Below are 24,017 nucleotides of genomic sequence, written 5' to 3'. Positions count from 1 at the left end.
GATCGGGGCCGCCCTGCTGGTGGCGCTGATCCCGGCCCGGCGGGCGGCACGGGCACAGGTGCCCGTCACCGCCCGCTGAAGGAACGGCGGACTGTGAAGCGCCTGTGGCTCAGGCCCGCCCGTGCCGCTCAGTCTCTTCTGAAGACACCGCAGGCGATCCGGCCGCCCGAATCGCCGGCCTTGAGCGTCTCGGCGTCGGGCCCGGCCGTCCCCGAACGGCTGTAGCGGTCGGGGATGTTCGCCTGGTTGTCCGGCTTGGCGTGGACGACGATCGAGGTGCCGTCGCCGCTCAGCAGGTCCTCCACCCTGAACCGGTCGGTGACGACGGCGGCCTGGCCCACGCCGTCGCCGCGGACCAGGAGATCGGGCAGATCCCCGGTGTGCCCGGGGTGCGAGCCCGAGCCCAGATGCGGGCCCGCGCTGAAGAAGGGGCTGCCGGTCGCCGGGTCGGTCGAATTCGGGTCGCAGACGCCCTTGTCGTGGATGTGCACGCCGTGGAACCCGGCCGGCAGGCCGGTGGTCCTGATCTTCACCTCGGTGCCGCCGTTCTCGTCGTTCTCCACGCTGACCGTCCCGACGTTCCGGCCCTGCGCGTTCGTGAGGGTCGCGGAGGCGTCGACGTCGCGCGGCGCCGCCGGCGTCCGTGCCGCGGCGATCCCGGTGACGGCCGCGCCCGCGACAAGCGCGACGGCCAGGGACAGGTAGGTGTGCCGGAACATGAGGATCCCCCTCTCGCCGATGCGAGCGATCCGCCCGTCTACGTCACGGTAGGCACGCCGGGCGAAAGGGGTGGGCCAAGGCGGCGTCAAGTCTGCCGTCGATGCGACGACGCCCCGCCCAGGGGCCCGTGAGGGCCCGAGGGCGGGGCGCGCCGGGCGGCCGGATCAGGAGGAGGGCCGCAGGGACAGCCAGTAGAAGCCGTAGCCCGGCAGCGTGAGCAGGTAGGGCAGGTCGCCGACCACGGGGAAGGAGACGCCGCCCCGGCACTCGACCGGAGTGACCCCGGAGAAGCGCCGCAGGTCGAGCTCGACCGGCTGGGCGAAGCGCGACAGGTTGTTGACGCACAGGACCACGTCGTCGTCCTCCTCCCGCAGGAAGGCCAGCACGCTCGGGTTCGGCGACCACAGCTCGGTGTAGTCACCGGTGCCGAAGATCGGGTGCTCCCGCCTGATCTGCAGCATCCGCCGGGTGAAGTGCAGCAGCGACGACTCGCTCTTGATCTGGGCCTCGACGTTCACGGCCTGGTAGCCGTACACGGGGTCCATGACCACCGGCAGGTAGAGCCGGCCGGGGTCGGCGTCGGAGAACCCGGCGTTGCGGTCCGGGGTCCACTGCATCGGCGTGCGGACCGCGTCGCGGTCCTCCAGCCAGATGTTGTCGCCCATGCCGATCTCGTCGCCGTAGTACATGACCGGCGAGCCCGGCATGCTGAGCAGCAGCGCCGTGAACAGCTCGATCTGGTCCCTGTCGTTCTCCAGCAGGGGGGCCAGGCGCCGCCGGATGCCGAGGTAGGCGCGCATGCGCGGGTCCTTGGCGTACTCGGCGTGCATGTAGTCGCGCTCTTCCTCCGTCACGGTCTCGAGCGTCAGCTCGTCGTGGTTGCGGAGGAAGATGCCCCACTGGGCGCTTTCCGGCAGCTTCGGGGTGCGCGACATGATCTCGGAGATCGGTTCGCGGCTCTGCCGGCGGACGGCCATGAAGATGCGCGGCATCAGGGGGAAGTGGAAGGCCATGTGGCACTCGTCGCCGCCCACGGTGGGGTCGCCGAAGTACTCGACCACGTCCTCGGGCCAGCCGTTGGCCTCGGCGAGCAGCACCCGGTCGGGGTAGATCCGGTCCACCTCGGCGCGGACCCTCTTGAGGTAGTCGTGGGTCTCGGGCAGCCCGGCGCAGGAGGTGCCCTCGCGCTCGAACAGGTACGGCACCGCGTCCAGCCGGAAGCCGTCGACGCCCAGGTCGAGCCAGAAACGGATGACCTCCATCATCGCGTCCTGGACGTCCGGGTTGTCGTAGTTCAGGTCGGGCTGGTGGTGAAAGAACCGGTGCCAGTAGTACTGCTTGCGCACCGGGTCGTACGTCCAGTTCGACTCCTCGCTGCCCACGAAGACGATCGGGACGCCGGAGTACTTGTCCGGGTCGTCCGACCAGACGTAGAAGTCTCCGTACGGGCCCTCGGGGTCGTTGCGGGACGCCTGGAACCACGGGTGCTGGTCGCTGGTGTGGTTCATGACCAGGTCGGTGATGACCCGGAGTCCGCGCTCGTGCGCCGCCTCGATCAGCTTCACGAAGTCGCCGAGGTCGCCGAACTCCGGAAGGATCTTGAGGTAGTCGGAGATGTCATAGCCGCCGTCCTTGAGCGGGGACTCGTAGAGCGGCAGCAGCCAGAGGCAGTCGACCCCGAGCCACTTGAGGTAGTCGAGCTTGTCGATCAGCCCGCGCAGGTCGCCGGTGCCGTCGCCATTGGAGTCCTTGAATCCGCGGACCAGCACCTCGTAGAAGACCGCGCGCTTGTACCAGCGGGGGTCCTGCGAGGTGAAATCGGTGATCTCCGGGAGATCGCCGGGTGAGGCCCCAAGTGGCCCCGGAACGGGGTCAGGGCAGGGCGCAGCAGCGTTCATCTGGTTCTCGCTTGAGATATAGAGGGGGCGCGTGGTCAGGTCACACCCGAGCTTTGAAGCTCACGCCGTGATGTTTTGCTCTAGTTGACCAAAAATACCACCTGAGGTGGCCTGACCGAAAAGGCTGACAGGGGTTTGACATGCAGTTTTTACCTGTTTCCGGCTGATCACGTACGGCTACCGCACAAGCGCGCAGCCGGACGGTGCGGGAGACCCGCCCACCGGCGTCGGCCGGGGGCGCGGACGGGGCGCGGACGGGGCGCGGACGGGGCGCGGACGGGGTGTGGACGGGCGCGGATGTGCGGCGCGGCCGGGTGGGTGCGCGGTCGCGGGTCACCCGCCGGACGGCGCCGTCCAGGGCGGGGTGAGGTCGCCGAGCACGTCCTCGTAGTCGGTCAGCCATGCCCCGAACGCCACCAGGGCGCGCAGCCAGAACCGCGAGTTCCACGACCCGAAGGCGGTCAGCGCGTCCGGCCCGCCGGCGATCGCGTCCAGCATCTGGGGCGACATCAGCCCGGGGATCTCCGCGGCCTTGGCCAGCATCCGGTGGTTCCACTCGCGGGCGACCGGTCCGTTCGAGCGGAGCGGCACGCGGCGGTTCGGCATCAGCGGGGTGTTGGTCGAGGGCAGCGCGGCCACGCGGGGGTTGGCGGCCCGGAGGACCTCCCGGTAGAACTTTCCGCCCTCCTTGCGGGCGACCGGCACCGACAGCGCCGCGTCGAAGAACTCCGGGTGCAGGAACGGGAAGACCGGGGTCGCCTCGGGGCCGACGAGGTTGACCGGCGACCGGGCGATGCCGCGCACGGTCCGGGTGTGCAGCACGCTCAGCGGCAGCTCGGCCCGGTGCCCGTGCAGCAGGGAGGTCGCCCGGGTGAACACCGTGCGGACCCGGTCGTCCATCCACGCGGCGGCGGCCTCGCCGAGCACGGGGACGTGGGCGTCGCCGGTCGTCAGCGCCTTCAGCAGCGCCTCCTGGCGCGACGCGCCGGTGCCCGCGCCGACGGCGTCCGCCGTGATCAGGAAGTTCTTCATCAGCGGGCCGCCCGCGAGACCGTCCACCAGTGCCCGGCCCGCGCCGTGGACCTCCCGGGCGAAGGGGGAGTACCACGCGTGGTGGCTGGTGAGGAACTCCAGGCGGCGCGCCGCCCACAGCGCCTCCTGCGGATAGGCGGCCGGGTCCTGCGGCATGATCCGGTGCGGGATCCCCAGCTCACGGGTGATGTAACGGGCGAAGTCGATGTCGTTGTCCAGCCCGTCGTCCGGGCTCGTGGTCCACGACTCGACGTCCATCTTCCTGGCCACCGCCACGCTGGCCAGCAGGCGCGAGTCGTACCCGCCGCTCACCGGCACCAGCACCCGCTCGTACGGCTTGAGCGCGTCGTGCAGCAGCGCGACCAGGTCGCCGCCGGTGACGCCCCGGTCCACCGGCTCCTCCCGCACCCAGCGCGGGGCCCGCCGGTCGACGCGCAGTCTGCGCGCGCGGCGCGACCAGCTCAGCGCGGTCGCCCCGGGCAGGCGCCGGATCTCGCGGTACGGCGTGTCCTCCAGCAGCGGGTAGGTCAGCCGGAGGATCGCCGCCCACGCCTCCCAGTTCACCTCGTACGGCCGCCGGGCCAGCGCGAGGAGCGGCTCGATGAGCGAGGAGAAGTAGACGGCGTCCCCGTCCCGCAGGTAGTAGACGTCGACCAGGCCGAGACCGCCCGTGTGCAGGCTCACGGCGTCCGGCTCGTCCACCAGGCCCGGGGTCTCGTACGTCTCCGCGACCCGCAGCCACGCGTTCGCCCGGGGCTCGCCCCCGGTCTCCGGCCGCCGGCCGCCCCACGCGTACGCGGTCGTCCGCTCGCCCGTGGCGTACGGCGCCAGGGGAGCCGAGGCGAGCAGCGCGGCCTCCGGGGCGCTGTGCACGCCCTGCACGGCGGGCCCCGACCGCGCCAGCAGGTCGAGCTTGGCCTGCTCGAAGGGCCCGACGGCCCCGCAGACGTACGGCCTGGCCTGGAATCGCGGCCACTCACCCTTGCGCACGGTTTGCCCTCCCTTGAACCGCAGCCGAGTCTACGGACCTCGGGCCGACGGGGGGACCGGACTCCGTCATGGAGGCGGCCGAGAGCGGCGGCCGCCCGGCATCGGCCGGACGAACGGCTTGGGCTTCCTCTCAATACTCCGCCGACAGGCGCCGGTTTCGAGCCGACGCGCGGCGTGACGCTTCAAAGGTGGCAGAGCGTGATATTCCGCATGCAAGCCCATATCTAGGCGAAATATAGATGATCACCTCTTGAGGCCTGGCTCGGCGCTGATATACGTTTCTGAGCGTTTGCTGATCTTTGCCTGTGAATGCTGTTTTTGCGGGGCTGCTCCACCGCGCTCTGAACGTGACGAATGTGTCGCCGGGAGAGGGCGTTTTCACCCCCGTCCGTGCGATTGCCTCTGGAGTGTGACGAGCCATGCGGCGTAGCCGTCTTGGGCGCGATTTCGCGCGCCTGTTTGTCCGGATTACCGTGACGATTCAGGTGGCGTTGTTATCCGATTTCATTTCCGCGGGTATCACGTCGGCTGCCGCGCAAAGCGGCCCGCCTCTCGTCTCGGTCGACCTGCCGAACGGCGAGGCTCCACAGCAGTTGACGGGGACGGCCGGCGGTCTGCCGCACCTGGTCGACAGCGCCGCCACGCGGGCGGGTGACCTGCCGGCGCGGAAGACGACCGAGCGTCCGAAGGGCAGCCTGCCGGTCGAGCAGCGGCGCAAGACGTCCGGCGAGCCGGCCGAGGGTGGTCTCGCCTCTCCTCCGCCGTTGCCCGCGGCGCTGAGACCGTCGCCGGCCCCGGCCGCGGGGGCGGCGCGGGACACGGAGAAGACGGAGGTCGTCGCGGCGCTGGCGACGGCACGGCGCACCAAGGCCCAGGTGCTCGTGGAGAGCGCGACCACCGAGAACTCCCGGACCTACGCCAACAGCAACGGGACGCTGACCACGCAGATCACCGCTCCCGTCAGCACGGACACATACGTGGAGACCACCGAATACCAGAACGGCAGCTACCAGCTCGGGTCCGGTCATCCCTCCTCCTCCTCGCTCTGGGTCGGGACGAGCGCCAACACGTATGAAATTCCCACCAGCTATGTGCGGGACCGGGCGTTTCTGCGTTTCAATCTGTCGTCCGTACCCGAGGGCGCCACGGTGACCGCCGCCGAGATGCAGTTGTGGAATTCCAGCTCCAACGCGTGCAGCAGCGTTTCCGTGAAGGCCGCCATGGTGACGGAGTCGTGGTGGTCGGACATCGCCTGGTATGACCAGCCGGAGGTCGACTGGTCGGAGATTTCCGGGACGAACGTCTCCTCGTCATGCAGCAGTTCCAGCCCCAGGGCGATGAAATGGAACGTCACCGGCATGGCGCAGGATTGGGTCGCCGGTTACGGCAACTATGGGGTGCGGCTCACCGGCCCGGAGGGGACCAGCAGCCAGACGCGGACCTTCGCCTCCACCGAATCGTCCAAAAAGCCCGTCCTGACCATCACCTACCAGCCGCCGAACACCGCGCCCACGGTGGCGGCCCCGCAGATCGCTCCCACTGTGACGGCGGAGACGGGCGGGGTCGTGACCTCGCTGACGCCGGTGCTGTCGGCCGTGCTGTCGGACGCGGACGGCGGCAGCCTCAGCGGGGAGTTCCAGGTGCAGGTGGGCAGCTCCCTGGTGTGGAGCGGCACCGCCAGCGGGGTCGCCGCCGGGGGCAAGGCGACGGTGGCCGTCCCCTCGGGGAAGCTCTCCGACGGGCAGACGATCCAGTACCGGGCCCGCGCCAACGACGGCTCGGCCTACTCCGCGTGGTCGGCGTGGCAGACCGCGCGGGTGACCGCCATGCCGCTGGACACCGTGACCTTCCAGCAGTTCACCCCGGCGGACAACACGCAGGTCGGTTCGCTCACGCCGGCACTGTCCGCGTACGCGCAGGCGCCCGGCGAGGCGGCGACGTCGTACTGGTACCAGGTCTGCGCGGGCCCCAAGGACGACTGGACCTGGTGCGAGTCGTCGACCTGGGTCAAGGGCGCGTGGACGGTCCCGTCCGGCAAGCTGCAGTGGGGCAAGACCTACTGGTGGTACGCGCAGGCGGCGACCAGCGCGGCGACGGCGACGTCGTCCTGGCGCAGTTTCACCGCGGTCCCGGAGCAGGACTCGATCAACGCCCTGCTGGCCGCGGGCACGGACGGCCGTGAGTTCAACCACGTGACCGGCAACTACACCCATACCGAGACCGATCTCACGGTCGCCGCGGTGGGGCCGCCGCTGTCGGTGGTGCGCACCTACAACAGCCTCGACCCGCGCACCGACGGAGCGTTCGGAGCGGGCTGGACCACGCGCTGGGACACCCGGCTGGAGAACGAGCCGCTCAGGTCCACCGTGCTGGTCACCTACCCCGACGGGCGGCAGTGGCGGTTCGCGGCCAAGGGCGACGGCACCTACGCGTCTCCGGCGGGCACCTATGCCACCCTCGCCACGCAGAGCGGGGGCGGCTGGCGGCTGATGGACAAGGAGTCCACCTCCTACTGGTTCGACTCCGCGGGCCGGCTGGTCAAGGTCACCGACAGCCGGGGCCGCACGCAGACCCTGCAGTACGGCACGGGCGGGAAGTTGGCCAAGGTCACCGGGGCGGGCGGGCGCTCGCTGACCTTCACCTGGAGCGGCGCCCATGTGACCGCCGTGGCCAGCGACCCGGTGGACGGCGCTCCCATCACCTGGACCTATGCCTATGACGGGGACCACCTCGTCAGGGTCTGCCCGCCGTCGTCCGGCGGCGCCTGCGCCCGCTACGAGTACGGCGACCCCTCCCAGTACCGCAGTGCCGTCATCGACGCCAAACCCCTGGGGTACTGGCGGCTGAACGAGAGCGCCACCGGCATCGGCAGTGCGATCACGAACGTGATGAGTTCGATCTCCGGTCTCGGCAACGGAAGGATCGCCGGGAGCACCGCGGACGCCACCGGCGGCGCCCCCGCGCCGCTCGGCGGCTCGTCCGACACCGCGATGACCTTCAAGGGCACGACCGGTTCCGCGTACGTCTCCCTGCCGCCCGGCGTGATCAACGGGCTCGGCGGCGAGACCACTATCGAAGCGTGGTTCAAGACCACCGGTTCGGGCACCGTCTTCGGCTACCAGAACTCCGCCACCGACGCGCCCAGCGTGTACACACCGGCGGTCTACGTGGGCACCGACGGGAAGCTGCGCGGTCAGTTGTGGACCGGGACCGTCGCGCCCATCACCTCCGCCACGGCCGTCAACGACGGAAACTGGCACCACGTGGCGCTGTCGGGCGCCAGGACCAGCCAGACGCTCTATCTGGACGGCCAGGAGGTGGGCAGCCTCTCCCAGCAGATCACGCACCTGGGCCAGTGGGACGCCCGGATCGGGTACGGTTTCGGCTCCTCCAGTTGGCCGGGCACCGTGAGCTCCAGCCGGGCCTTCCCCTTCGCCGGCTCGATCGACGAGGTCGCCGTCTACAACAAGCCGCTGCGCCGGGAGCAGATCCTCAACCACTACCGCACCCGGCAGGTCCGGCACCAGCTCACGAAGATCACCAAGGTGTCGGGCCGGGTCGCGGCGGTGAACACCTACGCCGCCGACGGCGGCCGCCTGCTGACCCACACCGACGCGAACGGCGGACTGTGGAAGCTGTCGTCCGCCGCGTACACCAAGGACTCCGCGGGCGCGTCCCTGGCCACGATCACCGTCACCGACCCGCGCAACGGCACCCTGACGTACGTCAACGACGCCTCACGTGACGACCGCCTCGTCTCCTGGACCGACCAGCTCGGCAAGACGGCCAGATACGAGTACGACACCGGCGGTTTCGTCGCGAAGGTCACCGACCGCAACGGCGTCGCCTCGCAGTTCGCCAACGACGCGCGCGGGAACCTGCTGGCGAAGACCACCTGCCGGACGAGCGGATCCTGCGGCACGGAGTACCTCGCGTACCACGTCGACGCCGACGACCTCTTCGACCCCCGCAACGACCAGGTCGTCGAATACCGGGACCGCAGATCCTCGGACGAGGACGACGACACCTACCTCACCACGATCGAGTACGACGAGCACGGCGACAGGGTCGAGCAGACCGGGCCGGCCACCGAGGGATTCCCCTCCGGGCGGTCCGTCCACTGGGCCTACACCGACGGCACCGAGCAGGCGGAAGGCGGCGGCACGACCCCGGCGGGCCTGCTGAAGAGCGAGAAGAAGCCGAACGGCGCCGAGACCACCTACCGCTACAGGTCCAACGGCGACCTCGCCGAGACCACGGACGCGGCGGGCCTGGTCACCCGCTTCGGCTACGACGCGCTCGGCCGCAAGACCAGCCAGACCGTCGTGCCGGCGGCCGAGCCCGACGGGGTGACGACCAGTTACGCCTACGACGGTCTGGGCCGCGTCGTGAAGGCGACCGGTCCCGGCGTCGCCAACGAGGTGACCTCCGCCACGCACACCGCCGAGGTCCGCACCGCCTACGACGTGGACGGCAACGTCCTCACCTCCACGCTGGACGACCTCACCGCGTCCGATCCTGACCGCGTCACCACCTACACGTACGACACCCTGGGCCGGGTCAAGACCATGACCGGCCCCGAGGGCGGCATCACCGAGTACTCCTTCGACGCCACCGGCGCGCTGGTCTCCGCGACCAGCCCGGCCGGCACCCTGCTGCAGTTCGGCTACACCCCGCGCGGTGAGAAGGCCACGGTCACCGTCAAGAACTGGACGGGCAGCCCGGCCGCCCCGCAGCCGGCGACCGACGTGGTCCTTACGTCCTACGCCTACGACCCCGGAGGCCGGCTGGCCTCGGAGACCGACGCGATGGGCCGCACGACTCGGTACACCTACTGGGACGACGACCTCGTGTCCCAGAAGATCGCCGACGACGCCCGTCTCAACGGCTCCACCACGCCACGCGACGTCGTGCTCGCCTCGTACGAGTACGACTGGGCGGGCAACCCACGCAAGACGGTCACCGGTGGCGGAAAGACGCGGACCGACTACGTCTACGACGCCGCCAACCTGCTCACCTCCCAGACGCTGGATCCCGGCGGTCTCGGGCGCAGGACCAGCTACGGGTACGACGCCAACGGCAACGTCATCTCCACGACCAAGACCGCGGCGGGCACCTCACGGACGGAAGAGGCGAGGGCGGAGTTCGACGACGCCAACCGCAGGATCAAGCAGATCGTCGAGAACGGCGAGAGCGACCTGATCACCAGCTGGAAGTACGACGACCGGGGACTGCCCACCGAGGTCACCTCGCCGCGCGGCAACGCGTCCGGCGCCGACCGGCTCGACCACACGACGCTCAACCGGTACGACGCCGTCGGCCGGCTCGTCGAGACGAAGCAGCCGCCGGTCGCGGTCGAGCGTGGAGGCGGGTCCCCCGCCGAGCAGCGGCCCGTCGTCCGGTACGGCTACAACACCGCCGGTGAGCAGACCGACGTCCTCGACCCCGAGGGCCGGGCCAGCTCGGCCGAATACGACCGGGCAGGGCAGCGGACCTCGCAGAAGTCACCGTCGTACACCCCGCCCGGCGGGAGCGCGACCACTCCGGTCACGGCTTACGGCTACGACGCCGCCGGAAGGCTGACCACGATCACCGATCCACGGGGCAACGTCACCACCAACACCTACGACGCGCTCGACCGGTTGGTCCGGGTGATCCAGCCGCCCGCCGCCGGCGGCGCCACTCCCGGGCACACGGACTACACGTACACCCTCAACGGCGAGCTGCTGTCGGTCACCGACCCGACCGGTGCGCGCAAGGAGGCGACCTACGACGATCTGGGCCGCCAGATCACCTCGACCGTCATCGAGCGCAAGCCCACCACGGCCACGCTGACCTCGTACTCGACCTATGACGACGCGGGCAACCTCCTCACCGAGAAGCGGCCCGGGGGTGACACCACCACCGCGACCGTCAACCCCGCCGGTGAGCTCACGGAGCTGACCGACCCACTGGGCGACACGACGACCTTCGACTTCGACCTGGCGGGACGGCAGACCAAGATCACCGACCCGCTGGGCAAGGCCAGTGGCATCGTCTACGACCTGGCCGGACGTCCCACCACCGTCGAGAACCTGGACTCCACCGGCGTGACCGTGCGCACCCGCGCGATCGGCTACGACCTCGACGGCAACCCGACCAGCCGCACCGACGCCGAGGGCCACGCTCTCACCTACGCCTTCGACGCGCTCGGCAGGATCACACGAATGGTCGAGCCGGTGAGCGCTGACGACTCGATCACCACGTCGTTCGGTTACGACGCGGCGGGCGCCCGCACCCGGTACACCGACGGTCGGGGCAACGCCACCGTCACCACCTACAACAGCCTGGGGCTGGTGGAGTCGGTGGTCGAGCCGTCCACGGCCCAGCACCCCAATGTGGCCGACCGCACCTGGACCACGAGCTACGACGCGGCGGGCAATCCGGTGCGGCAGCTCCAGCCGGGCGGGGTCGTCATCACCAACACCTTCGACAACCTCAACCGGCTGACCCAGCAGGCCGGCAGCGGCGGCGGCGCCGCCCCGACCGCGCCGAAGACCTTCGGCTACGACCTGGCCGGACACACTGTCTCGGCAGGCGACCTCGCCTTCACCGTCAACGACCGAGGCCAGCTCCTGAAGACCACGAAGGGCGGTGTGGACCAGGCGGCCTTCGCCTACGACGCCAACGACCGCCTGGTGCAGCGCGGCGACGCCGCGGGCACCACGACCTTCACCTGGGACGGCAAGGACCGGCTGAAGACCACCGTCGACCCGCTCACCGGCGTGACGGTCGGCTACGGCTACGACAAGGCCGACCGGCTCACCTCCGCGACGTACGGCGAGGGCGGGGCGCAGCGCACCTACGGCTACGACGCCCTGGACCGGGTGACCAGCGACGTGCTCAAGACCGGTGGCGGCGCGGATCTCGCGTCCATCACCTACGGGTACGACAAGGAGGACCGCCTGACCTCCAAGGTCACCTCCGGCACGGCGGGCGCGGGCGCCAACGGCTACACCTACGACTTCGCCGGGCGGCTCACCTCCTGGACCGGCCCGTCCTCGGCCACGACCACCTACGAGTGGGACGCGTCGGGCAACCGTACGCGGGCGGGGAACGACACCTTCACCTACGACGAGCGCAACCGCCTCACCTCCGGCGCCGGTGTGGACTACACCTACACCCCGCGCGGGACGCTGGCCTCGGCGACCAAGGACGGGACCGTCAGGGCCTTCTCCTTCGACGCCTTCGACCGGATGGTCGGCGACGGGAACGCCGACTACACCTACGACGCCCTCGACCGCATGACCGGCCGCACCAAGGCCGGCGCCACCACCAGGTACGTGTACGCCGACATGAGCAACGACCTGGTCGCGGTCACCGACGGAGCCGGAGCGGCACAGGAGACCTACAGCCGGGGCGCCTTCGGCGACGTCCTGTCCACCAAGACCGGCACCGGCGCGGCCCAGTTCCAGATGGCCGACCGGCACGGCGACGTCGTCGCCGGTTTCACGGCCGGAGCCACGAGTCTGGCCGGCTCCGCCGCCTACGACCCCTTCGGCACGGTCACCACCAGCACCGGCACCCGACCCCAGCTCGGCTACCAGAGCGAGTGGACCGACGCCGACACCGGCGAAGTGAACATGCACGCCCGCTGGTACCAGCCCGGCACCGGCACCTTCACCAGCCGCGACACGGCGAACCTGAATCCGGCGCCGTCCGTACAGGCCAACCGCTACACCTACGCCGGAGCCTCGCCTCCGAACTACATCGATCCCACCGGGCACCAGCAGGTGGAGGTCTGCCTGTCCGGCTTCTCCTGTGGAACAGGGCTCATATGCTCTGGTGACACCTGCCACGAGACCGACTCTCATGCGCGGTGGTTCGAGCAGTATGTGAATTCTCCCGGATACGCCTTCTATCACCAGCCGCTGCTGTCGGACGAGGCGATCAAGAGGCTCGGGTACAAGTACATGCCCACCGGACAGGCCGTAGAGGAGGGCGTGCCCTTCTACCAGATGAGCGCGCGCGCCCAAGAGCTGTACATGATCGGCTATTCACCGAAGCTCACACATCAGGAGAATCTCACGCTGGCCGTGGATTCGATGGTCGAGGCCGGGGACATGAAGGGGCTCGAGGTGATGATGGCGCTGCCAAGCGCGGGCGAACCCGGCAAGAAGTACCCCGTGTCCGCCAAGAGCCTCGCCAGCGCGTGGCGCGCCAATAAGAAGATGCTGAAGACCCTGCAGGACTGCCACTCCCAGCTCAGCACTCAGGCATGCAAGGAAAAGATCGCATCGGACTGGCGCAACTGGCGGGAGTGGATGTGTGACAATGCGGACTCTCGTCCCTGTAGCCCGAGCAACGTCGCAAGGGCTGCGAGTGTCTGGGGACTTCCGCTGGAGCTCACCATGTTTCTTGTGAACACGCCTCCGTGGATCAGCATGAAGGAGTTCAACAAGGAGGTGAAGAACTGGGCGAAGAGCCGGGGCGGCACCTGTGAGAAGGACAGTGGGACAGGTCTCACCGTCTGCGGCGGACTCACCAGTGGCCTGCACTTCGGACGGGGCGGGACCACCATCGGTTCGGTGTTCCTGAACAAATGGAATCTGGCCGATCTCAGCCCGATTGTCATCAGGCACGAGGCGGAGCATATGCGCCAGTGGAACTACTACTACTCGCAGACCAAATTCTGGCCGACATTCCTCGTGTACTACCTCTCGCAGCCCACTGATGCCTGTCAGAACGTTTACGAGAGACAGGCGGACGCGAAGGGCAACACATATCACTGCTAGGAGACTGGGAAGCAAAATGCGCGATCCCCGCCGACGCGGCGTCGTTTACGCCCTGCTCGTCTCGTCGATCTGTATGCTCGCCTCGACGGCGTGCGTCCCGCGACTCGGCGACGACCTGCCACGACCGGTGGGGATCGGCCGCGCTGCCGACGGAAGACTGCGGTTCGTCGTCACCTTGTGCTCCGGCGAGCGACTCTCCTCTTTCAGCGTCGCCGACCGCAGGACGCTCAAGCCTATTTGGAAGGTCTCGAAGCCGACTGGTGCAGTGGAGCAGGGCGGCGAGATAACAGTTGGCGACGCGAACGGTTTCAAGACCCTCGAAGTGCCGATGAAGTTGCCCATTCCGTCAAACGTCCTCGCCACGGCTCGGCTGACGGACGGGTTTGAGCTCCAGGTGTCCTTCCTGCAGGACCAGGTGCCGCGGGAGCTCGCCGAAACGAGCCAGGTTCTAGACGGCATGCGGGAGATGGTCTCACTGGAGGAGTTCCAGCGGGACGTCGAAAGGCGATACTGCTAGCCCGGCCGGTAGCGGCACCGCGGGACCATGCGGCAAGCCGGCGGCCGAAGGGGAGGGTCTGGGTGCCGGTGGAGAGGACGATGCCGGCCACGCCGCGCCCTACTCGTTTCGCGGAGTCGGCCCGCGACAACGAGGGGGTGTGATGGGGGTCCTCGCCCTCGGTGAAGATCGCGTCAACGAATCCGTCCGGGGTGTCGTCGATCTCTCCCTGCGAGAACGGCCACAGCTCGATCGTCTCCATACGTCCCGGCAACGCGTCCGGGAGGGCCCGCAGACCAAGCACTCGCGCCGATCCGGCGAGGAGGAACCGTCCTGGTCGGGGGTCGGTGCCCACCTGTTCCTTGATGGACAGCATGAGTTCGGGCACGCGCTGGATCTCGTTGATCACCATCAGATCGGGGAACGCCACGAAGCCCGCCGGGTCCTCCTGCGCGGCTTGACGGACGACCGTGGTGTCCAGATTGCGCCACTCGGCCGTCCGTTCCTGGGCGAGAAGGCGCACGAGGGTGCGCTTGCCGCTATGGCGGGCGCCGTTGATCAGCACAACGCGGGTGTCGCCCAAGGCGTCGGCGGCAGGCTTTTCCGCGTGTCTCGAAACAACCGGGCCAAGAGGGTCTGCGAAGGGCATTTCACCAGCTCAGGATGGCAGCTCGGACCCTACTCGTGGAACAACGGCCGCACGGTCGCCGGCCGTTTGGTCGCTGCTCCCGTGGTTGGTTGGTCGATGGTCTGGTGGTCGTTCGGTCGTGGGCGGTGTGACGGGCGAGGCGGAGGAGCTGAGGTCTCCGGCTGAGAGCGATCAGGGTGTTCTGCGAATATTGTGACTCTGGTCCTGAAGGTCTACCGCGGAGTCACCCCCTATGAGCGAGGTAAGCGAGCCCGCAGCCGGACAGCCCGAGCGGAGCGACCCGGCGGCGCTGCGGCAGGCGCTGGCGGAGGCGGTGGAGCGGGCCTCCGGCGCGGCGGAGCTGGCCCGGCTGATCACGGACTACCAGCGGAGGCTGGAGGAGGTGGCGCGCTCGGAGGCCGAGGCGCTGACCAAGATGCGTGAGGCCGAGGCGCGGCTGAAGACCGTCGAGCGGCAGAACGCGCAGCTCGCCAAGCAGCTCGCGGAGCAGAAGTACCAGACCGAGGTCGCCAACTGGAAGCTCGCCTCGCTCCAGGACAGCCGGTGGATCAAACTCGGCGACGCGATCCACAGCAAGAAGCCCGGCACGGTGGCCAGGACGCTCAAGGCGCCGGTCAGGAAGCGCCCCGCGCCCAAGCGCTCCGACTTCACCCCGGAGATCCCCGCCGTCCCCGAGGTGAAGGCGGCCCCCGCGGCGCCCGAGCCCAAGGCTCCGCAGGTCTCCGCGCCGCTCGCCGAGTCGTTCGTGGTCCCCAAGGGACCGACGGCCCGGCCGTACATGACGGTCGCCGCGATCGTGGACCGGCAGACCGAGGCGCTGCTGCGGTACGAGTGGCGGCTGGTGACCAACTTCGGCCCGGACAACTGGGAGGCCATGCTCGACCAGCAGCGGCCGCACGTGCTGTTCGTCGAGTCCGTACGGCCCGGCCCCCGGCAGGGCAACGGCGGGCGCTGGCTGGAGGCGCTGGCCGGGGAGACGCGGGCGCTGCGCGACCTGGTGGCGGCCTGTCACAAGCGGGGCGTCAAGACGGTCTTCTGGCACTCCGGCGGCGCTGTGTCGCGGGCCGTTCCGGCGGCCGAGCACTTCGAGTACGTGCTGGCCACCACGGAGGCCCGCGCCCGCGAGTGGCGGTCGGCGCTGCGCCACGACCGGGTCGGCGTGCTTCCGCTCGCGATCCAGCCCCGTGTGCACAACCCCATCCCCGCCGAGGGCGGCAGGACCGGGGAGATCGTCACGCTCGGCACGGTCACCCCGCCGGTCGGCGGCGCGGCCTGGCAGCCGCTGGCCGGGCAGGGCGACGACAAGACGGCGTACGACGACGTGCTGACGGCCTACCGGCGGCCGGCCCTGGTGATCGCCGGCGCCGACGCCGAGCCGAGGGTGATAGGGGAGGTCGCGGCCTGCGGCACCCCGGTGCTCCAGGTGCGGGCCGGGGCCAAGGGCGAGGAGATCCTCGCGGCGGCCGAGATCCTCATGGCCGACGCGGGACGGCTGGCCAGGGAGGCCCATCTCGCCTGGCGGGCCCGCACCAGCGTGACCCCGTTGCTCGACCCGATCCTCGACACCCTCGGTGTGCCGAGCGTACGCAACAGCGGCGTGATCACGGCGATCACCGCCGTCTCCGACCCGGCCGAGCTGGACCGCCTGCTCGCCCAGGTCACCCGTCAGATCGAGCGGCCCGGTCAGCTCGTGATCGTGGCGGACGGCCTGGACGCGGGCCTGGTGGACAAGACGGTCCGCCAGGCGTGCCCGGACCTCGACGTCGTGGTCCGCGCCACGCGGGAGCCGGTCACCCGGGGCGCCGCCCTCGACCGCGCGGTCCGGCTCGCCGACGGCGACTACGTGGCCGTGCTCGACGCCAGGGACCTGTACGGCGAGCACTACCTGGCCGACCTCGTCCGCCACTTCGCCTCCACCGACGCCGAGGTGCTGGGGAAGGCGTCGTTCTACGCCCACCTGCCGGGGACCGGCGCGACGCTGCTGCGTCAGTCGGAGGCCGAGCACCGGTTCCTCCCCGAGGTGGCCGGGGGCACCGTCCTGGCCCGCCGCCAGGTCCTCACCGAGCTCGGCTTCGCCGACGTCTCGGAGGAGTGGGGCGAGGTCCTGATGCGGCAGTGCCGTACGGACGGGGTGCGGGTCTACTCGGCCGACCGCTACTCCTACGTCTGCGTCCGCGACTCGGCCGAGGGTTCGCTGCTCGGTTCGGCGCGCATGGAGGGATACGTCCCGGCCGAGCCCCTCGCCCTGCTCTAGACCACCGGTCTCAGACGAGGTCGAGCACGGCCTTGCCGTGGAGGCGGCGGCCGAGGAGGAGCGCCACCGCCTCCTGCGCCTTCTCCCAGCCGCCGCGCCAGGAGATTCCCGGGTCGAGACGGCCGGAGGCGACCTGCCCGGCGAGCCAGGTGAGGTCGGGAGCGAGCCCTCCGCAGGCGAGCAGGAAGAACGTGACCACCGAACGGTCATGACCCCGGTCGCCGGAGAGCGCGCCGAACGGGAAGGTCTCCGCCTCGCCGGTCACGTGCCCGACGGCCACCAGCGTGCCGCCTTCGGCCAGCCTCTCGTACGCCTCCACGAGGGTGGGCCCGCCCACCATGTCGAGCACGCCGTGCACCGGCTCGCCGAGGGCGGACGGCCGGTCCACCACCTCGTGCGCGCCGAGCGCCCGCAGGCCGTCGCCGTGCGCCCCGGGGTCGCCGGTGGACGCGATCACGTGGGCCCCGCCGAGCCGGGCCAGCTGCACGGCGTACCTGCCGACCCCGCCGGTGGCGCCGGTGACCAGCACCCTCCTGCCGAGGATGGGCCCGAGCCGGTGCAGGGCGCGCAGCGCGCTGCCGGCGGCCACCGGGATCGTGCTGATCGCGCCGAGGTCGGCGTTCTCGGGAAGCGTTCCGATGTAGGGAGTGTCCACGGCGCGGTACTCCGCCCATGCGCCGTCGAGGCCGAGCGTCACCACGGGCGTGCCCACGGCGGGGCTGGACCCGTCGGCGGCGGCCCGTTCGACCACCCCGGCCGCGTCCCACCCTGGGACGGCGCCGTCAGGGGCGTTCTCGATGCCGAACCTGACCTCGCCGTAGTTGAGCGAGGTCGCGGTCACCCGGACCAGCGCCTGATGCGGGGCGGGCTCGGGGTCCGGAGCCTCGCCGAGCCGCAGGCCGGCGGGCGCGGACCTGTCGACGAGCAGAGCGCGCATGGATCGTCCCTTCGTTGAGAAAAGTGCCACTCGGTGGCGGAAGCGTCGCCCACTATGCCACTCAGTGGCATGTGCCAGCAAGGCGCACTTCTTGCCGGGCTAGACTGGCCGCGATGACGACCACAGCCGTCCCGGCCGACCACCTCCCGCTGCGTGAGCGCAAGAAGCTGCGCACCCGCCGGGCGCTGGTCGACGCGGCCCTGGAACTGTTCAGCGAGCGAGGTTTCGAGGCGACGACCCTCGACGACCTGTGTGCGGCCGTGGAAGTCTCCAAGCGCACCTTCTTCCGCAACTTCGTCAGCAAGGAAGACGTCGCGTTGACGCCCACGCAGGACATGTGGGCGGCGTTCCTCGACGAGCTGGAGCGGTGCGAGCCCGACGCGAGACGCCCGGTCGTCGAGATGGTGCAGGACTGCCTGCTCGCCGCAGTCGGACGGATGACCGCCGACGACTGGGCGCGTCAGGTCCGGCTCAGCGAGCTGCTGGCCGCCCGGACCCCCTCGATGGGGGCGTACGGCCTGCACTTCTGCGACCGCACCACCCGTCAGGCGCTCGCGATCCTGCGCCGTCGCCTCGACCTGCGCGGTGTGGACGACCTGCGGGCGAGGCTCGTGCTCGACCTGCTCGTCGCGGCCTGGCACGGCGCTCTGGAGTCCTGGACGTCCCTGCCGGGCGAACCCGCGTCCGAGGATCTGACCGCGTGCCTGCGCGAGGCGTTCGCCGCGGTTCCCGGGTGTCTGACGCTGACCGCCGTGCCGAAGGACGGCCCGGCCGAGTCATGATCATGGAGGCGCTGCGCGGCGTCCTCGGCGCGCCGCCGGTGCCGCAGGGGTCGTGGGATCGGGAGGCGCGGTTCGTCTCCACCGCCGCGCTGCGGGGCACGGCGGAGCCTCCGGCCGAGGCGGCGGAGCGGCTCGCGGTACGGCTGCGCGCGATGCCCGGGATCCGGCGGGTGGACGTCCGGCCGAACGGCTTCCTCGTCATCGGCGTCGCCACGCCGGGAGAGATCGTCGACGAGGTCCTCGCCGCCCCGGTCGCGGTGCGCCGGTCGCCGGCCGCCGTGTCCCCGCCGCCGGCGTCCTCCGCGGCGCCGTGGCCGGACTTCCCCCGCACGTGGGACAACCCCGGTTTCGCCGTGCGCTACGCGTACGTGCGGGCGGGAGCCGTACGGCGATGGGCGCGTGACCTCGGCGTGCGGGTGGGCGCGGCGGCGCGGCCCGAGCTTCTCGACGGCCCGTTCGACCGGGCCGTGCTGCGGGTCCTGGCCGAGCTGCCGAGCAGGAGGGAGAGCCGCGATCCGGGGTGGGCGGCGTACCTCGAACGGCTGGCCGAGGTCTACCACACGGCCGTCGAGCGCGCGTCCCCGATTCCCAGGGGCGACGAGGCGCCGTCGGAGGTCCACGCGGCCCGGGTGCGGATGGGGGAGGCGGTGCGCCGGGTGCTCGGCGAAGGGCTGGCGGAGCTCGGCGTCGCACCGCCCGGCAAAATCTGAACCAAATCGGCCGATCGCCGGAAGCAATGCCGCAGATGACCTGCGGATCTGAATATCTTCCTTCCGGGTCGTCTCGCAGGTTGAACAGCGGGCGCGAGCGAATCGCAGGGTCGGCTAGCCTCGTTCGGGTGAGTCGATTCGCCCACCCTGCCGGCGACCTGCACGCCGCCTCAACTATCGTCGCCGTCACCGCCGGACTGCCCGAGGAGCGTCCGCCGCACGTGCCCGCCGACCTCAACGCGCTCGAACCGGCCATCTGGCCGCGAACGTCCGGCCGGGCCGACGGTGCCGTCACGATCGGCGGGATCGACGTGCGCGACCTGGCCAAGGAGTTCGGCACGCCTCTGTACGTCATCGACGAGGAGGACTTCCGCTCACGCTGCCGCGAGTACCGGTCCGCCTTCCACGACGGCGAGGTCCACTACGCGGCCAAGGCGTTCCTGTGCCGTGAGGTCGCCCGCTGGATCGACCAGGAGGGCCTCGGCCTCGACGTGTGCAGCGCGGGTGAGCTCGCCGTCGCGCTCAGTGTGGGATTCCCGCCCGAGCGGATCACGATGCACGGCAACAACAAGTCGCTCGCCGAGCTGGAGAAGGCCGTCACGGTCGGCGTCGGCCACATCGTGGTGGACTCGTTCGAGGAGATCGCCCGCGTCGGCTTCCTCGCCGACAAGCACGGTGTGCGGCCGAAGGTGATGATCCGGGTGACCGTGGGCGTCGAGGCGCACACCCACGAGTTCATCGCGACCGCTCACGACGACCAGAAGTTCGGCCTGTCGCTGAGCAGCGGCGCCGCCGCCGAGGCGGTGCGGCGCATCCTCGCGCTGCCGCAGCTCGAACTGGTCGGCCTGCACTCCCACATCGGGTCGCAGATCACCGACACCGGCGGCTTCGAGGTCGCGGCCCGCCGCCTGGCCCGGCTGCTGGTCGAGATCAAGGAGGAGCACGACGTCGTGCTCCCGGAGCTGGACCTCGGCGGCGGGTACGGCATTCCGTACGTGGTGGGCGACGAGTCTCTGGACGTCAAGGTCATCGCGGACGGCCTGCGGGAGATCGTCACGAAGGTGTGCGAATCGGCCGGGCTGCCCGTGCCCCGGCTCACGGTCGAGCCGGGTCGGTCGATCGCCGGAGTGTCCGGCGTCACCCTCTACGAAGCCGGTACCGTCAAGGACGTGGAGGGCCTGCGCACGTACGTGAGCGTCGACGGCGGCATGAGCGACAACATCCGCACCGCCCTCTACGGCGCCGATTACACGGCCGTGCTCGCCTCCCGCGTGAGTCAGGCGGCGCCGATGCTGTCGCGCCTGGTGGGCAAGCACTGCGAGAGCGGCGACATGGTCGTGCGCGACCTGTACCTGCCGGGCGACCTGGCCCCCGGCGACCTGATCGCCGTCGCCGGCACCGGCGCCTACTGCCGGTCGCTGGCCAACAACTACAACTATCTGCCCAAGCCCGCCGTCGTCGCGGTGTCCAACGGCCAGGCGCGGGTCATCATCCGCAGGGAGACCGAGGACGACCTGCTCCGGGGGCAGCTGTGACCGGCCGCTCCGGACAGTCCGGCGGCGAAGCGAGGAGGGGTCGTGAGTAAAGCCAAACCGGCGCTCAGGGTCGCGCTGCTGGGCTGCGGCGTCGTCGGGTCGCAGGTCGTGCGTCTGCTCCACGAGCAGGCCGACGACCTGGCCGCCCGAGTCGGCGCGCCGCTGGAGCTGGCCGGCGTCGCCGTGCGCAGGCTCGGGCGCAAGCGGGACGCCGACGTTGACCCCGCGCTGCTCACGACGGACGCGGAGGCCCTGGTCACCCGCGACGACGTGGACATCGTCGTCGAGGTGATCGGCGGTATCGAGCCCGCCAGGTCGCTGATCCTCGCCGCGATGGCGCACGGCAAGTCCGTGGTGAGCGCCAACAAGGCGCTGCTCGCCGAGGACGGCGCGACGATCCACCGTGCCGCCCGCGAGAACGGCGCCGACCTGTACTTCGAGGCGAGCGTCGCCGGGGCGATCCCGCTGCTGCGCCCGCTGCGCGAGTCGCTGGCCGGCGACCGGGTGCGCCGCGTGCTGGGCATCGTCAACGGCACGACCAACTACATCCTCGACAAGATGGACTCCACCGGCGCCTCGTTCAACGACGCGCTGGAGGAGGCCCAGGCGCTCGGGTACGCCGAGGCCGACCCGACGGCCGACGTCGAGGGCTTCGACGCCGCGGCGAAGGCGGCGATCCTGGCCGGCATCGCCTTCCACAGCCGGGTGACGGCCGCCGACGTGCACCGCGAGGGCATCACGGAGATCACCGCGGCCGACGTCGCCTCGGCCAAGGGCATGGGATACGTCATCAAGCTGCTGGCCATCTGCGCCCGCTCCGACGACGGCCGGTCGGTCGGCGTCCGCGTGCATCCCGCCATGATCCCGAGGTCGCACCCGCTGGCCGGGGTGCGTGAGGCGTACAACGCGGTCTTCGTGGAGGCCGAGTCGGCAGGGCGGCTGATGTTCTACGGCGCGGGCGCGGGCGGCGCGCCCACCGCCAGCGCCGTGCTGGGCGACATCGTCGCCGTGGCGCGCAACCGCATCGCCGGCACCCGCGGGCCGGAGGAGTCGACGTACGCCGACCTCAAGGTCCACCCGATGGGCGACAGCGTCACCCGCTACCACGTGTCGCTGGACGTCGCGGACAAGCCCGGTGTGCTCGCCCGCGTCGCCGACATCTTCGCCAGGCACGACGTGTCGATCCAGACGGTGCGGCAGGAGGGCCGCGGCGACGACGCCCAGCTCGTGCTGGTGACCCACCGGGCCAGCGACGCCGCCCTGTCGGGCACGATCAAGGACCTGCGCGACCTGAACATCGTCCGCGCCGTCGCGAGCGTCATGCGGGTCGAGGGCGACGACACGCCCTGACGCCGGAGGCACTCCCGGGTGACGCACCCCGGGAGTGCCCGCCGCCGCATCGGCTGGACTAGAGGGTGACCTTCGCGATCTGGTCGACGTAGTTCTCGGTCAGCCAGACATTGCCGTCGGGCCCGTCGGTGATGTCGAAGGGCCCGGCGAGACTGGTCGGCATGTTGTACTCGATGATGATCCCCGAGGTGGTGACGCTGGCCGCGGCGTTGCCGAGTTGCTCGGCGACCCACAGCCTGCCGTCGGAGCCGCTGGTGATGCCCCACGGGAAGGCGTTGGGGTCGTCCAGTGAGTACTCGGTGAAGTCGCCGTCCGTGGTGACGGAGCCGACCTTGCCGTTGGCGTCGGCGTACCACAGATTGCCGTCCGGGCCGGTGGTGATCCCTATGGGGATCGCTCCCGAGGAGGGGATGGCGAACTCGGTGATGTCACCGGACGGGGTGATCTGGCCGATCTTCCCGGAGAACGACTCGGTGAACCACAGGTTGCCGTCGGGCCCGGCCGTGATCCGCATCGGATAGGCGTCGGCGGTCGGCAGGGCGTACTCCGTGATGGTCCCCGAGGTGGTGATCCGGCCGATCCTGTTGCCGATCGTCTCGACGAACCACAGCGCGCCGTCGGGGCCCGCGGTGATGCCCCAGGGGTAGGACCCCGCGTTGGGCAGCGCGTATTCGGTCACGACACCGGACGTGGTGATCCGCCCGATCTTGTCGCCGGTCGCCTCGGTGAACCACAGGGCGCCGTCCGGCCCGGTGGTGATGTGCCCGGGCTCGGCGTCGGCGGTCGGCACGGCGTACTCGGTGAAGGCGCCGCCGGTGGTGACGCGGCCGATGTTGCCGGCGTAGTTCTCGGTGAACCACAGCGCGCCGTCGGGACCCGAGGTGATGCCGATGGGCCCGGACGTGTGGGTCGGGGTGTCCATCTCCGAGACCGTGGGAACCCGCGTCGTGCCGCCGACGCCGGACGGTCCGGCGAGCGGGCGCGGCCGGTGGACGGGACACCGCATGTGCCGGTGCTCCGGCATCCGCTTCAACTTCTGGCAGATCCGCACCCACGGCGGCGGCGGCTTCGGGCGCTCACCGGGCCCGGCGGCGGCACCGGCGGGCAGGCCGGTGAGCAGGGGCGTGGCCGTCGCCAGGGCCAGCGCCATCGCCGCGAGCGGGCGGCGGAGGTGTCGTGAGAGGCGGGGCATGGCATCCCTTCGGCTGAGGAGCGACATGAGAAGCCGGATCGGAAGCCGTGCCGCCGGCCCGGCGGGCCTCACTATGGCCGCCCCGCCCGACCGGCAGCCGATCCGCCGCGTCCGTGGCGGGTCACGAGACCCTCAACTCCTGTGCGGGTCGAAGGCGGTCAGGCGACCGAGTGCGTGATGGTCCCGGTGTAGAGCCCGGCGGCGGCGTTGGACGGGATGGTGATGACCAAGGTGGGCTGCCAGCTCGTCGACATCGGCGTCACCTGCTTGCGCCCGCTGAACGCGATGACCGGTGAGGTGAGGGCCACCCGGTCGGCCGCGGTGGCCTGACCGGGGTTGCGGGAGCCCGGGCCGGACGAGGCGGTGACCGGTCCCGACCAGTAGGAGACATTCGCCGTTGTGATCGTCTGCGTGGGGGTGCCGCTGCCGGTGGTGAAGTTCGTCGCGGACACGGTCGCCGTCCAGGGAGGCACTCCGCTCCGGCTGTCCGAAACCGTCACCGTGCCCATGGAGGCGCTGATCGTGCCGCCTCGCGAGACGCTGCCGAGGCTCACCGAGCCGGGCACGGTGATCGTCAGCGGGTCGGCCCGCAGGGGGACCAGCGCCATTCCCGTGTCGGCCCGCGCCGCCGGCGCGAGGCCGGGCACGGCGGGCAGAGCGATGGGCGGAGCGACGGGCAGAACGATCGGCGCGGCCAC

Annotated in this window: 13 protein-coding genes and 1 pseudogene; 7 read left to right on the top strand and 7 right to left on the bottom strand. The window is 70.6% G+C overall.

The window, feature by feature from the left end:
* Positions 1-128: 128 nt before the first annotated feature.
* From AB0J39_RS26100 to AB0J39_RS26090, 3 genes are all read right to left on the bottom strand, one after another.
* The gene (locus tag AB0J39_RS26100; protein WP_363469072.1) at positions 129-719 is read right to left on the bottom strand and encodes a superoxide dismutase family protein; all 591 of its coding nucleotides are present in this window, start codon (positions 717-719) and stop codon (positions 129-131) included.
* Between the two features lie 165 nt (positions 720-884).
* Entirely contained in the window at positions 885-2,618 is a 1,734-nt protein-coding gene (gene treS, locus AB0J39_RS26095) for a maltose alpha-D-glucosyltransferase (protein ID WP_363469070.1), read from the bottom strand.
* A gap of 333 nt (positions 2,619-2,951) precedes the next feature.
* Entirely contained in the window at positions 2,952-4,640 is a 1,689-nt protein-coding gene (locus AB0J39_RS26090) for an asparagine synthetase B family protein (protein WP_363469069.1), read from the bottom strand.
* A gap of 593 nt (positions 4,641-5,233) precedes the next feature.
* Here AB0J39_RS26090 and AB0J39_RS26085 point away from each other — a divergent pair.
* Together AB0J39_RS26085 and AB0J39_RS26080 are read left to right on the top strand one after the other, a co-directional pair.
* The gene (locus tag AB0J39_RS26085; RefSeq protein ID WP_363469067.1) at positions 5,234-13,414 is read left to right on the top strand and encodes a DNRLRE domain-containing protein; all 8,181 of its coding nucleotides are present in this window, start codon (positions 5,234-5,236) and stop codon (positions 13,412-13,414) included.
* A 16-nt stretch (positions 13,415-13,430) separates the two neighbouring features.
* A complete protein-coding gene (locus AB0J39_RS26080; RefSeq protein ID WP_363469076.1) occupies positions 13,431-13,931 on the top strand; it encodes a hypothetical protein in 501 nt (166 codons plus the stop codon).
* Between the two features lie 259 nt (positions 13,932-14,190).
* Here the strand turns inward: AB0J39_RS26080 and AB0J39_RS26075 are convergent.
* Positions 14,191-14,559, bottom strand: a pseudogene (locus tag AB0J39_RS26075) (AAA family ATPase); the annotation flags it as partial.
* A 232-nt stretch (positions 14,560-14,791) separates the two neighbouring features.
* On the opposite strand from AB0J39_RS26075, the gene AB0J39_RS26070 reads away from it, so the two are divergent.
* A complete protein-coding gene (locus AB0J39_RS26070; RefSeq protein WP_363469065.1) occupies positions 14,792-16,813 on the top strand; it encodes a glycosyltransferase in 2,022 nt (673 codons plus the stop codon).
* A gap of 10 nt (positions 16,814-16,823) precedes the next feature.
* On the opposite strand, the gene AB0J39_RS26065 is transcribed toward AB0J39_RS26070, so the two are convergent.
* Positions 16,824-17,750, bottom strand: a complete 927-nt coding sequence (locus AB0J39_RS26065; protein ID WP_363469063.1) for a zinc-binding dehydrogenase — start codon at positions 17,748-17,750, stop codon at positions 16,824-16,826.
* Between the two features lie 113 nt (positions 17,751-17,863).
* Here AB0J39_RS26065 and AB0J39_RS26060 point away from each other — a divergent pair, with 113 nt between their 5' ends.
* The 4 genes from AB0J39_RS26060 to AB0J39_RS26045 all read left to right on the top strand — a co-directional run bounded on the left by AB0J39_RS26060 (position 17,864) and on the right by AB0J39_RS26045 (position 22,127).
* A complete protein-coding gene (locus tag AB0J39_RS26060; protein WP_363469061.1) occupies positions 17,864-18,532 on the top strand; it encodes a TetR family transcriptional regulator in 669 nt (222 codons plus the stop codon).
* Positions 18,529-19,242 (top strand): anticodon-binding protein, encoded by a 714-nt coding sequence (locus tag AB0J39_RS26055; protein ID WP_363469060.1) that lies wholly within the window; start codon positions 18,529-18,531, stop codon positions 19,240-19,242. The genes AB0J39_RS26060 and AB0J39_RS26055 overlap by 4 nt, the downstream gene beginning before the upstream one ends.
* A gap of 176 nt (positions 19,243-19,418) precedes the next feature.
* Positions 19,419-20,777 carry a diaminopimelate decarboxylase gene (gene lysA, locus AB0J39_RS26050; protein ID WP_363469074.1) on the top strand — a complete coding sequence of 453 codons (1,359 nt, stop codon included), beginning with the start codon at positions 19,419-19,421 and terminating at the stop codon, positions 20,775-20,777.
* 42 nt (positions 20,778-20,819) lie between these two features.
* Positions 20,820-22,127, top strand: coding sequence for a homoserine dehydrogenase (locus AB0J39_RS26045; protein ID WP_363469059.1), 1,308 nt, complete (start codon positions 20,820-20,822; stop codon positions 22,125-22,127).
* Between the two features lie 58 nt (positions 22,128-22,185).
* On the opposite strand, the gene AB0J39_RS26040 is transcribed toward AB0J39_RS26045, so the two are convergent.
* Both AB0J39_RS26040 and AB0J39_RS26035 read right to left on the bottom strand, forming a co-directional pair.
* Positions 22,186-23,319 (bottom strand): virginiamycin B lyase, encoded by a 1,134-nt coding sequence (locus tag AB0J39_RS26040; protein ID WP_363469057.1) that lies wholly within the window; start codon positions 23,317-23,319, stop codon positions 22,186-22,188.
* Between the two features lie 158 nt (positions 23,320-23,477).
* On the bottom strand, positions 23,478-24,017 hold a 540-nt coding region (locus AB0J39_RS26035), incomplete at its 5' end, for a hypothetical protein (RefSeq protein WP_363469055.1).

Source organism: Microbispora sp. NPDC049633, from assembly GCF_040675265.1.
Lineage (GTDB): Bacteria > Actinomycetota > Actinomycetes > Streptosporangiales > Streptosporangiaceae > Microbispora > Microbispora maris.
This window is presented reverse-complemented; position numbering and strand designations above follow the sequence as displayed.

What these genes read in the sequence shown, in the direction of transcription:
- AB0J39_RS26100 (WP_363469072.1), bottom strand. Translation starts at nt 719, where the DNA reads ATGTTCCGGCACACCTACCTGTCCCTGGCCGTCGCGCTTGTCGCGGGC.
- treS (WP_363469070.1), bottom strand. Translation starts at nt 2,618, where the DNA reads ATGAACGCTGCTGCGCCCTGCCCTGACCCCGTTCCGGGGCCACTTGGG.
- AB0J39_RS26080 (WP_363469076.1), top strand. Translation starts at nt 13,431, where the DNA reads ATGCGCGATCCCCGCCGACGCGGCGTCGTTTACGCCCTGCTCGTCTCG.
- AB0J39_RS26070 (WP_363469065.1), top strand. Translation starts at nt 14,792, where the DNA reads ATGAGCGAGGTAAGCGAGCCCGCAGCCGGACAGCCCGAGCGGAGCGAC.
- AB0J39_RS26065 (WP_363469063.1), bottom strand. Translation starts at nt 17,750, where the DNA reads ATGCGCGCTCTGCTCGTCGACAGGTCCGCGCCCGCCGGCCTGCGGCTC.
- AB0J39_RS26060 (WP_363469061.1), top strand. Translation starts at nt 17,864, where the DNA reads ATGACGACCACAGCCGTCCCGGCCGACCACCTCCCGCTGCGTGAGCGC.
- AB0J39_RS26055 (WP_363469060.1), top strand. Translation starts at nt 18,529, where the DNA reads ATGATCATGGAGGCGCTGCGCGGCGTCCTCGGCGCGCCGCCGGTGCCG.
- AB0J39_RS26040 (WP_363469057.1), bottom strand. Translation starts at nt 23,319, where the DNA reads ATGCCCCGCCTCTCACGACACCTCCGCCGCCCGCTCGCGGCGATGGCG.